Genomic DNA, 12,120 nt, shown 5'->3' with positions numbered 1-12,120 from the left:
ATCAATCAAACAGACGCAGTCTAAAGCATATTGCCCTTAGATATAATCAACGGCTTTGGACACTTTTAAGGTCCGCTGCTCGGTATGACGTACTCTGGCTTGAGCAAGAGATTTTCCCGTGGATGCCGCCGTTTGCGGAATTATTGTTGCGCCAGTGGCGCATCCCTTTTGTGGTTGACTATGATGACGCCATTTTTCACCGCTATGACTTGCATACCAACTGGCTTGTACGGCATCTTTTAGGAAAAAAAATAGATACAATCATGCAGCTTGCATCCGTTGTTATTGCCGGCAACAGTTATATCGCGGACCGGGCAAGTGACTCTGGTGCAAAAGCCGTAGTAACCATCCCCACGGTCATTGATTTGAATCGATACGCTGTTAAACAAAATAAAGGCAATACGCCGTTGACAATCGGCTGGATCGGATCTCCGGCAACCTTTGACTTTTTAAGGTCTATCGCACCGATTCTTATCGATCTTAAAAAGCGATTGCCCATACGCATCGTTATTGTTGGCATCGTTGATCCAAGGTTGAAGCGGCAATTTCCATTTACCTATTATCCGTGGTCTGAGGATACTGAAGCTGAATTGCTAAAATTGTTTGACATCGGGATAATGCCCTTACCGGACACCCCTTGGACAAGAGGCAAGTGTGGTTACAAACTAATTCAGTATATGGCTTGCGGTATACCGGTTATCGCTTCCAATGTGGGTGCAAATAAGGATATTGTAAATTCAGGAGAAAACGGATTTCTCGTTTCCAAACCTGAAGAATGGGTCAACGCCATCGAAAGGTTAGTGGCGGACGCCAATCTACTTGAAAACATGGGAAAAAACGGTCGACAACAGGTAGAAAAGACTTTCAACCTTGATAAGACCTTTCCACGTATAGCTAGCTGTTTGTTACAATCTCCAAAAAGATAGCACTTTCAACTAAACACAGCCATACTTGCTTTGGGAACAATAGCTATGGTCAGTTGCGTTCCGCCAGAAGATCTTCATATAGAAGTTCCATATCCTTTATGAGGCGATCCACGGAATAGTTATTGACAACATAGTTTCTGGCTCTTTCAAAACGGCATTTATCAGACAAGTACCCACTATCGATCATGTACTGCAAAGCCCTGTAAAATGAACATGGATTTTCTGTTGGGCAAAGGATACCTCTTTCACAAATTTTGAAATCTGAAGGATTCGGTTGTTCAATATCAAATTTGCCCAATAGATCTTTAACGCCGCCGACACCCGTTGTTATTACCGGTATTTTTGTCGCCATCGCCTCAATGATGGATACCGGTGTGCCTTCATTCAATGAGGTTAATGCAAGAATATCAAGATCCGCGTAAATCAAAGGAATATTTCTTTCCCATCCATAAAATAGAACATGGTCTTTAATTCCACAATTAGCGACATAATCCTCCAAAAACGATCTAAGTTCTCCATCACCAACCAACAAAAATAGTATTTTCGTATTTTTAAAATTATCCAAAAATAATTTTGCAGAATCAATCAACATCTTGTGATTTTTAATGGGTACAATCCTTCCAATTATCCCGATAATAATTGTATCATTTGAAAGCCCTAATTTTTTTCTAAGAGCCCCTTTATATTTAGAAATATTTAAAAATTTATTTAAATCGAAACCAAGCTTTATCGTTTTGATTTTTTTAGGATTACATACTTTATATATTGAGGATAATTCCCATTTTTGACTTTCACTAATGGCAATTATACAATCAGTAACTATTGCCAACAATTTTTCGATTAATAAAAATAAAAATGATTTAAAGCGATTGAAATATCCATCGAGAATATTACCGTGAAATGTGTGAACGACTATAGCTTTTTTATTCCTAATAATATTATATATAAAAACGGATAATCTTGAAACAGTCCCTGCTTTGGACGTATGGGAATGAATTATATGGGGATCGAATCTAATGATTTCACGAAGTACCTTTATAAACGCAATAAAGTCTTTTTTTAAATTTATCTCTCTTTGAAGCTCTGGGATATATATTTTTGTATATTTTTTAAAATTTGCGATATATTCCATATCTCCTTCACTTGGGGATATGGTGCCAGTAATAAGCTTGGATTCAAACTTATTAGAGTCAATATTTTCAATCAAATTTTTAACATGAATGGAAGGCCCTCCTATATTCATTCGTGATATAACACGTAGCACTCTAATTTTATTTTTTTTTGTTTTGTTTCTACAGCTTTTTTTCACTTGTATTTTATTTAATCGATTTAAGACTCTATTGCTCCAGTTAAAAATAATGGAAATAACAAAGCGCAGCATCAATGCGATTCCAGCTACCGGACTAATAGCAGAAAGAGGCCAATTCGCATGTTTTTCAAATAATTGGTGACAGCTTTTATGAAATTGGTAATTGGCAAATATTGGTCGTGTGTTACTACTTTCCCCGACATAATGGACAACCTGGCTTTCTGGGAAATACACCACATCCCAACCAGTCATTTTTATGCGCTTACAAAGATCAGCATCTTCCCAATAAAGAAAAAACCTTTCATCAAATCCGCCAATTGATAAAATCGCTTCCTTTCTAACCACCATGCAGGCACCAGAAACCCAATCGACTACAGTTGGATTTTTGATGCCGTTTTTTGCTGTTAGAATATTTTTTGCAGTGATGGAGTTGTTTGGAAAGAGTTTGGTAATGGGTGAGTTACGACCAAATAGGGACGTTAGCGGAGTTGGGAAACTTCTTGCGGACCCCTGGATCGTGCCATCAACATTCAATATTTTAGGTCCTAAAATACCCACCTGTTGATTGGCTTCCAAATACGCTACAGACTTTCCTAAAAAATCATTTGTAATTAGCGTATCTGGATTTAAAATGACTTGATAAGTCGAACGTGTGTATTTTAAAAGTCTATTAATGCCTTTCGCAAATCCTAAATTTTTTGTTGATTTGAATAGTACAACATCTGGAAATATTTTTTTTATTTTATCGACATTATCTTTTGAATTGTTGTCCCAGATAAATATTTTCTTTTGATAGTTATCTTTTGAATTAATAATTGAACTTATGCTTTGTATAAGTACATTAGAACTATTATAATTTACATATAGTATATCGATCATTATTTCTTTATTTTTAATTCAATTCAAAATTAGTTGTTACTTATAATGTTACCACCAGTTATACCTTTAAAACCGTCGAATAATCCTTTAATTAGCCATTTTATACTTTGTAAACGATTTGGCAAAAAGAAACTGTACATCAAAGCAAGTCGTAGCAATCGTACGATATCTCCACTAATCCATTTTAATTTCGCAAATGGCATTCGATATAATAGTATGCTATTTCGAATTATAAAATAAAGACGAAAAGGCTTATGTATCGGTTGATATCTCCATCTAATAAACCAAAGTTTTATTGAATCTTCACCGAGTGAATGCTGCATAATAACATCCCATATGCCATAGAATTTGAATCCTTTATGAGTAGCGCGAATACACCATTCAGTATCGATATGATCAATAAAAAGGCTCTCATTGAAAAGACCAACTTTATTAAAAATACTTAAATCATAAAAAGAACCGGAGGTAATTAAAAAATCAGCTTGAACAATCTTATCTTCTGTATCACTACCACAATACTGATTGTGAAACCATTTGAAACGAACGAAGCGGGAAATATTTCCCATATTTTTATTCATATATCGTGGCCCGATACCGGCTACTAATTTATCTCTTTTCTCAATTTTCCGTATAACTTCGGTATATCGATTAATCATTCCTTTAGGAGGAATACTGTCTTGGTCTAGCAGAAGAACATACCGGTACTTTGACTCAATCGCTAATTTAATGCCTTTGTTAAGCGCGTAAGCGACACCAAAATTTTTTTTTAAACGAACTAAGTCTATATGGTTGGACTTGATTATAGATGTCCAGTTTACATTTTTTGAACCATTATCAACAATATATAGTCTATCGACTTGGGCAAGTGTCGATTTGATAACGCTATCTAACAATGAGAAATTTGGCTCATATGTAATACAAACAGCACAACATTTTTTATTCAATATCATTCGCTTAACCGACTTGCCGATATCTATCGGAATGGTTTGTAAAAGGCTTCATCTGCCAATGCGAGCATCGGACGATCACCCTTTGAATCTCCGTAAGCGTAAATCCTGTTATAGTTTTTTAGATTGAAACACCCTTTGATTCTGCGCACCTTTTCAACCCCGTGGCAATTTCGGCCTGCGAACTTCCCGGAAAAACGGCCATTATTCATTTGCAGACGTGTCGAAATCAAAAAGAGTCCCTGTTTGTCTGTCCAGGTTCTCAACCAAATGTCAGGTGATGCACTTACAACGCAGACGACATGCCCCTGTTCACAATGCCATTGGAGGCATTCTTTTGCTCCGGGGCGCAGAATCTGAGAAATGCGTTCTACGGCATATCGCGTCCCAAGCGCTTCCAGTTGCTGCCCTTCCCAATCGTAAAAAAAATGGCTTAGTACCTTTTCCTTGGCCGATTCATTATCCATCAATCTTGCAGTGTAGGCGAAAAGGACCGGAAGTAGAAAAAATGTTCCGAGCAGCAATTTCGGCATGCCTACTGCTGAACGAATAAAATCAAGGAGAGAATCTCTCTTGGTTAATGTACCGTCAAAATCGAACAAGGCAAGTGCTGTCATGCCAGGCATAATCCTGATTTCTACAATTTCGTCCTTTTAAAAATCCATTCCGGAAGGTGGATGATGATCGACATGATTAGCATCCAGACAGGCTTGACATAGACTGTGCTTTTCTTTTTTTCAACACCTGAAAAAATTTTTTCTGCAACCTCCTCAGGCGTCGCCGTCAATTTTTCTGGTAGATCCAGGTCTCTGGTCATTTTGGTGTGCACAAAACCAGGTTTTACAGTAAGCACCGAAACGCCTGCCGCAAACAGACGGTGACGCAATCCCCCCAGGTAGGCTGAAAAACCTGCCTTTGCGCTACCATAAAGATAATTGCTCTGCCGACCACGATCTCCGGCAACAGAAGAGATACCGACGATAAACCCCCACCTGCGCCGTTCAAAATCAGCAGCTATGATTTCAAGGATACTCACGGCACCGGTATAATTGGTATCGATAATGGTTTTCGCTGCAGGAAAATCACGTCTGGCATTCTTTTCATCGCCTAATATTCCAAAGGCAACCACCACACCGGATGGTTTTTCTTTGAGTTCTGTATAAAAATCAGCGTGGGAATCAAAATTTAAAGCGTCAAAAAAGAATTCTTGCACTTCAACACGGTATTTCACTCTAATATGCTCTGATTCCTTTTTTAATTCTTCTATATTTCTGGAAGCGAGTTGGATATTATAGCCAGCTGAAGCAAACCTCCTGGCAGTTGCCCTTGCCATATCACTGTTTGCTCCTAAAATGAGCACCCAATCTTTTGTCATAAACCTAACCTTTGTGATTGTAAGGAATTAAGCACTGTATCCAATCCCATTTTTTTTCGAAAAGCCCGGAAGGCTTCAACCTGAGGATATCCCAGTTCAAATGTTTCACGACTAACACGAACATCCTTGGTCAGATAAATTCGGCCGCCATAATGGGCGACAATCTTATCCAATTGGTCCAACAACTTGAACAGGTCTTTTTCGATCTTAAAGTCCAGCGCCAGAGAGTATCCTTCCAGGGGGAACGATAGATAGTTTTCGTTGGCTGGGCCATAAAGCTTCAAAACCGCCAGAAACGACCCTTTTCCACTTTCGGTAATGCTTTTCAGTATCTCGTTGAGGCCGTCAAAACTACCTTCCTTCGGAAGGATAAACTGATACTGGGTAAATCCGTTTTTACCATAAATCCGATTCCAGTTGTTGATGGCGTCCAGGGGGTAAAAAAAAGTATCGATGCCTACCTTCTGTTGAGAGATTCCCTCTGCTGCCTTACGATAGTACTGTCGGTTGAACATCTTGACGCTGAAGCTGTTGAGGGTAAAGGATGGAAAATCAAAAGGCACCGTTACCCGTTTTTTGGCTTTGTATTCAAAATCACCATCATCGGTAAAATCTCCCACCATCAGCAAACATTTCCCTATTTCATCTCCCTTTGCCAGGCAGTCGATCCAAGCGACGGAATATGGTTGTACCGCGTATTCCTCGAACGCGCTGAATGTTTCTTGCAGGTTTTGGGTTTTAATGCAGGTTTGATTGATGTTTTGGGAAGTTACCCTTTTTAAAGACAAGTTCGCATCCAGGATAATTCCAGTCAGGCCCATTCCTCCGCAGGTTGCATGAAAGAGTTCGTCTCCCTTGGCGCAGGTTTGAATTGTTCCATCAGGAAGCAAGATTCGCATAGATTCTACACTTTCACTGAAACATCCTGCCACATGATGATTTTTACCATGAACATCGCTTGCTATAGCGCCACCAACGGTAATCAGTTTCGTTCCCGGGGTAATTTTGAGAAACCATCCACGGGGAATAAAGGCTTCAATGATTTCGGATAAAAGCACCCCTGCTTCGCACACCAGATGACCGGTTTCTTCGTCAAAGGAAAGCATCCTGTCATGATTCCGCATGGGGATATAGCGTGAAGCAAGGGCACTGTCCCCATAACTTCGTCCATTGCCAAAGGGAATTAAAGAATCACTCTCAAATGCCGGATTATTGAGCACCAGATTCTCATCAAAAAAAACAGGCGTTGCATCTATTACGGGGAATCGTCCCCAAGCGGTATATTTCATCTAATGTCCTGAGTATTTTATCTAAATGACCAGTATTTATGTCCTAAGTAACTAGTAAAAGCCGGAATAATCACCCCTATTCCATGGGCAATTTCTTTGTCCAACTGTACCACACCGCACCAAGGTAAAATATAATACGCTAATCCCATGCTGATTATCCATGTTTGCATCACTGCAAAAATATTGACCAGAATGAAATAAAAGGCCGATCGTTGGATGGATTGGCTCGACGTCTTGAAAACAAAGAGCTTTGCCAGCATAAAAGCGGTGATCATACCGGTGATATAGGCTACGATAACGGCAGTAGAAAACCCCAACCACTGATTATAGACAATTCGTGAACCGAAGTTAACTACAGCGGCAAATCCGCCGGTCAACAAAAAAGCGATAAATTGACGCGAACAAAATTCTTGTATCACGCCATTGCCTTTAATGCCAGATTGCGACCAAATTGTATGCTTTCTGAGATTCCCCGATCTTCAGGGTAATAGTAAGATGTATCAGCAACCCATAGTCCTCTTATCGGTAGTGAATAAGGTGGCAGGCTATTTAGAAATTCAGGCCCGCAAACCGGCTGGGCATATCGATAGCGGCTGATATGCAGGTCGAGAAAATCTTTATTGGTCAGGGTTGGGTTAATTTTCTTCAGAAATGTACACACTTTGGTTGCGAAGACCTCGTCTGGGTCCTGATATTTTGGATGTTCACCCGGCATATAATACGGGGCGTAAACAATATGGCTGTCAAGGGGTCGAAGATTGGTATATTCCACAATTCCTGGAATATCCATCTCCGGATCATTGGTGTTGAGCCAGAAGTTATCGGATACGGGTTTTTTAAGTTTGACGATGACGCAGACCACGGCGATATTTTTCAATGCTTTGTATTGTGAACTTATTTCGGGCGGGAGATCAGGGATGATCGATGGTATATATGGCAGAGGAATCGTACTAATCACTGAATCAAACGGTTCGAACCGGCCATGAATTTCAATGCCCTTAACTGCACCAGATTCTATCACCACCTTTCCCACCGGAGAATCAAGGCGGATTTCGCCGGAGCGGACACGAATGTCATCTGCCATAGACTGTAAAAAAGTAGTTGAACCGCCTTCCAGATAGCCGAGTTTTTCCTTAAATATATTGTAGCGGGATCGACCGATACGGCGTATTCGGCTCCAGATCCAGGCTCCGGATAACGCTTTTGCATACTGATAAAATTTATACTCAAAAAGATTTTTCCATAATACCTCATAGGCCTTTGCGCCCACCCACTTTTTTATCCATGAGGTTGCTTCGATCTTGTCGAACTTGTGCCAGTCATTGCCTTTTGTGCAGGAAAAGGCATGCAATCCGTAGCGGAGTTTGGCAATCAATGGTAGACCTTGAAACTTCAGCAGAGCGATGGGGTTGCCCCATGGTTGAACCTTGTTTTGGAACCAGTAGCCCATTTTGGTTTCTTTCCAGTGCATCTTATCGGCCAGTCCAAGTTCATCGAGGACCTTGAAAAAAGCCAGATCCGATGTGCAATGAAAATGGTAATACCGCTCCAGAAGTTCACCGGAAAAGTCAAACGTAGCAGCCATGCCGCCGATACGATCATCTGCTTCTAAAAGAACGGGCTTGTGACCATCCCGCGCGAGTTGATAAGCAACGGCCAGCCCCATTGGTCCGGCGCCAATCACGGCGATTCGCTTTTTTTTCATTTTTCAGAACTCCAGAATAATGTCGCTGTAGGCGGGGTCGTTGAACGTCATATCAATGGCCTCGGCAAAAGGAGTTGGTGGGACATTAAAAATCGCAGGCCAGTCGATGACTTCAAATTCATCATGAGCGACCAGGGCTTTTAATTGTTGGGCCGTGAATGGGGGATTTTTATCAAAAAGTGCCCATGTCTTGAGGAGAACTAAAAAAAAGGAATAAGGAATGTTTAGAATCAGGGACTTTGCCTTGATGGCATGTTTAATTTCACGGATGATGTCAATATAATCGATTTTTTCCAACCCGGTGATGTTAAACGTCTTGCCTTTTATCCTGTTTTCCAGACAATTCATGATGATGGCGCAAAAATCTCCGGCATAGAGCGGCTGCCGCATGTATTTGCCGTCTCCAGGGATTGGAAAGATGGGAACCTTTTGCATGAAACGGGAAAGCCAGCCAAGATGTTTGCGGTCAAACCAGCCAAACATTAAAGTTGGACGGAGAACGACACAATCTATCCCACTTTGAAGGACGATTTGCTCCTGTTCCTTTTTGGTGTTGGTGTAATAGTCATTGGCTACAGATTCGACCACTGATGAACTAATATGGACAAGGTATTTAACATCATATTTTCTCATTGCTGAGAGAACATTTTTCGTGGAAGTGATATTGTTACGCATAAAGGGCGCTAAGCATAAGTCTCCAATTTGTGCTTGGAGCATAACCACTGAATCCGCATTTTCAAAATACGAAACCCAATCCCCTTTTGGCTCTGCAAGATCTGCGTATTGGACTATAATCTCAGGGTGCAGGCGACGAAGGATTTCAATATTTCCCCTGTGTTTATCCAATACGACAATATTCGAATAGCCTTCACGTCTGAGACCGGCGACCAGATTTTGCCCCACAAGGCCTGCGCCCCCGGGAAGAATAATTTTGTTTGATTTGTTCGGCATAATTTTCGCTTTTCACTATGTTGATTTAATGCGATCGCTGACCATTCACCCCATCCAACACCATCATCGCGAAATTTGACATCAAATTGTTGTGGCAATGACTTGTTTGAAAACTCTAACAACGTCCATTTTCTTGCTGGAGCAGATGTTGTATAATATTTTTGTTCCTTTGAGAGAATTTCAATTTTTTGGTTTTTGTTATTCGGTCCTGAACGGTACCAAATCTGATCTCCCCTATTTAGATGCAATATCAATTCACCAGTATCTGCATCTGACTGTATGTAAGAGCCATAGATCTTCATACCAGGCAAAGTCATTTTTCCAGAAAAAATCGAATGAGAGGCGGCACCAATCCACTCATTTTTTATTACATTTTTTGAAATGGCTATATAAACTCTTAGATTTTGAGATAATTAATTGGTTTTTATATTTTGAAATGAAAAATAAGATGCTATCACTTCACACCATCATCGTTAGTTCTTAAAGCAATTGCAGACCATTCTCCCCATTGGTTTCCTTGATCAGAAAATTGTACGATGAACTCATCCGGTAATTTTCGCCCTGTGAAATTCATTTCTACCCAATCCTTAGCGCCTGGCACAGTAAATTCAGCGGGGCTGTTACTTTGTATGGTGACAATTTGAGAGGTGTGAACCGGACCCGTTCGATAATAAATTGAATCTCCCTTTTGTAATTTTAATCTTATTTCTCCAACATCATGGTCAGACTTGACATAACTTCCTAAAACACGTTTCCCGTCAAAATTAGATTTATAATAATCAGTTCCTGTCCAACTATTTCCAGGTAGAACTTGATCCATTGTTACTGTAATTTTCGAAAGTGCTTTTGTGGTGGCTACGTAATTTCCTAATGTATCAGGCACCGTCACCTGGCACATAAAATTAGAATCTACCCCGAGAAGCCACAATTTATCACCCGGCGATGCAGAATCCGTTATGTATCCCTTAAAACCTGAATATATTGCTTTCTTGTGAACCCTTTTAGCCACATCAGGCCGAGGTTGCCCGGTCAATACAACGCCAATAACAACGCCTTTTTCATCGACAACTTCAATAAGCTCAGGCAATTTAAAATCCGCCTTGTTAAAACACCAGCCTTTAAATCGAATAAATTCCTTTTTTCCACTGCTTATATAATAAATTTCATCAATATGCCCTAAATTATTCTTTTTTTCAGTAACATCATATTTCTTGATATTTTTACTTTTTCCCAAGCGGTATCTGGCATCTTTGATTGGATATAGATCAAAAATTGAAATATTCTCTTCGGCTGCTTTTTTTGCTATTTCGAGGACATGTTTAGCATTCGGATATATATGGAGGATCTGCCTTTGATCAGGAATTCCAAGTTCTAGGGCAAGGGCTGCAACTTTATCTTCAAATAATTTCCATTTTGGTTTGTTTAATGCTTTAAGTTGGAATGGAAACATGCAACACAGCATAAACAAAAAGGGAAACCAGACCATTATCGCTCGTTTCCGAGCCCAATTATTGAGTAACGGTATATATAATATTAAAACTGTTGCCCATGCCATTAATGCAGGTGTCATGTACCTGCTAGAAAAGGCCTGATCTATGCCAAATATCGCCCGTCCTCCAGCCGTACCGAAAGCGGTGCCGCCGATGTAGAGAAGAAAAGTCAGAAGGGCTAATTCTAAATGGTGATTATCCCTGTCAATCAATGATTTGTAAGCAAAATAAATTGAACTGATTACAAGAGCTATTCCGCTTATCTGCGCAAAGAATAATCCAAAAGTCCCTTTCCCAGAAAAATAGTAAAAAGGTCCGCCTAAGTAGTATAATATATATTTTATAAATAATACAGGTTCTTGGGAAAGCGTGCTAAGTAATGAACCATGCTTTGGGTTTGCATGAAAGTTATTAAAGTATAAGAAAATGATACCAATAGAAAAGCAAAATAATAGCGCGCTGACCCGCCACCTCATCTTAACTATAATAGAATATAGAAACATAAGAGGAATCGCAATAACCCCATTTGCCATACTTCCAGCAGATGCAACTCCGAAACAAATTGAAATTGTAAAGTATTTTATTGAAAAGTTGCCGTTTGTAATTTTTGCTTTATATAAAAAATAAAAAGAGCATAAAGGTAAAAGTTGAGCCAATATAAATTGATTCTGAAAACCTAAAAATAAGTTTCTGTTCTGAATCCATGAAAATAGGTATGAAATTATAAAAAAAGAAAGGAATCCTGTTTCTGGGATAGTTTTCTTCCATAATAAAATTGAAAAAAAAAGGACCACAAGAGTTAATAAAGCGTAATTAACGATAATAAGTGAAATACCCTTGCCGGAAAACAAAGCTAAATCAATCCAAAAGAAGATCTTTGGTATAATAATACGATGTTCATTATGTTGTGCGATCCATGGATACAATTTTCCAGAGAGGCTTTTGAGGTAGAAAGAAATCGTTCCATCCCACATATCCATATATGGTACAGGAGAATAGTTGTTTATGCCTCCAAAGATTGATAAAAGTACGAATACAAATGAAAAGGCTAAAAAAATAATCGTAATTTTTGAGTTGTTGCAAGATAAAGTTGTTTTTATTCTCATGAATAGGTCGTTATTCTTATTCTATTTCATTATTAAATAGTGTCCATCCAGAAATAGGAAAATTTGGTTGAGATCAAGGCACCCGAAAAATTTATCCACAGGCATATGGTTGATATTCCGAGGATTAAATTTTTCGAGCAACG

At 39.4% G+C, this 12,120-nt stretch carries 10 protein-coding genes; 1 reads left to right on the top strand and 9 read right to left on the bottom strand.

Features of this window, described 5'->3' with window-relative positions; translation table 11 throughout:
• Positions 1-122: 122 nt before the first annotated feature.
• The gene (locus tag Dvar_RS22235; protein WP_419655317.1) at positions 123-926 is read left to right on the top strand and encodes a glycosyltransferase family 4 protein; all 804 of its coding nucleotides are present in this window, start codon (positions 123-125) and stop codon (positions 924-926) included.
• A gap of 49 nt (positions 927-975) precedes the next feature.
• On the opposite strand, the gene Dvar_RS22230 is transcribed toward Dvar_RS22235, so the two are convergent.
• From Dvar_RS22230 to Dvar_RS22190, 9 genes are all read right to left on the bottom strand, one after another.
• A complete protein-coding gene (locus Dvar_RS22230) occupies positions 976-3,114 on the bottom strand; it encodes a glycosyltransferase (protein WP_419655316.1) in 2,139 nt (712 codons plus the stop codon).
• A 29-nt stretch (positions 3,115-3,143) separates the two neighbouring features.
• Complete coding sequence (locus Dvar_RS22225) at positions 3,144-4,058, bottom strand: glycosyltransferase family 2 protein (RefSeq protein ID WP_419655315.1); 915 nt, start codon at positions 4,056-4,058, stop codon at positions 3,144-3,146.
• Between the two features lie 29 nt (positions 4,059-4,087).
• Positions 4,088-4,678, bottom strand: coding sequence for an HAD-IB family hydrolase (locus Dvar_RS22220; RefSeq protein ID WP_419655314.1), 591 nt, complete (start codon positions 4,676-4,678; stop codon positions 4,088-4,090).
• A gap of 20 nt (positions 4,679-4,698) precedes the next feature.
• Positions 4,699-5,436, bottom strand: a complete 738-nt coding sequence (locus Dvar_RS22215; RefSeq protein WP_419655313.1) for an SDR family oxidoreductase — start codon at positions 5,434-5,436, stop codon at positions 4,699-4,701.
• Positions 5,433-6,725, bottom strand: a complete 1,293-nt coding sequence (locus Dvar_RS22210; protein WP_419655312.1) for an FAD-binding oxidoreductase — start codon at positions 6,723-6,725, stop codon at positions 5,433-5,435. Before Dvar_RS22210 ends, Dvar_RS22215 begins: the two co-directional genes overlap by 4 nt.
• 17 nt (positions 6,726-6,742) lie before the next feature.
• Positions 6,743-7,144: a GtrA family protein gene (locus Dvar_RS22205; RefSeq protein WP_419655311.1), complete on the bottom strand. Its 402-nt coding sequence runs from the start codon at positions 7,142-7,144 to the stop codon at positions 6,743-6,745.
• The gene (locus tag Dvar_RS22200) at positions 7,141-8,430 is read right to left on the bottom strand and encodes an NAD(P)/FAD-dependent oxidoreductase (RefSeq protein ID WP_419655310.1); all 1,290 of its coding nucleotides are present in this window, start codon (positions 8,428-8,430) and stop codon (positions 7,141-7,143) included. The genes Dvar_RS22205 and Dvar_RS22200 overlap by 4 nt, the downstream gene beginning before the upstream one ends.
• Before the next feature lie 3 nt (positions 8,431-8,433).
• Entirely contained in the window at positions 8,434-9,381 is a 948-nt protein-coding gene (locus Dvar_RS22195; protein ID WP_419655309.1) for an NAD-dependent epimerase/dehydratase family protein, read from the bottom strand.
• A 454-nt stretch (positions 9,382-9,835) separates the two neighbouring features.
• Positions 9,836-11,977: a hypothetical protein gene (locus Dvar_RS22190; RefSeq protein ID WP_419655308.1), complete on the bottom strand. Its 2,142-nt coding sequence runs from the start codon at positions 11,975-11,977 to the stop codon at positions 9,836-9,838.
• Between the last annotated feature and the right edge of the window lie 143 nt (positions 11,978-12,120).

Origin of the sequence: Desulfosarcina variabilis str. Montpellier (assembly GCF_048565275.1) — a bacterium.
In the GTDB taxonomy this organism is placed as follows: Bacteria; Desulfobacterota; Desulfobacteria; order Desulfobacterales; family Desulfosarcinaceae; genus Desulfosarcina; species Desulfosarcina variabilis.
Note: the sequence above shows the minus strand (reverse complement) of the source record. Positions and strands in the feature narration are given on the sequence as shown.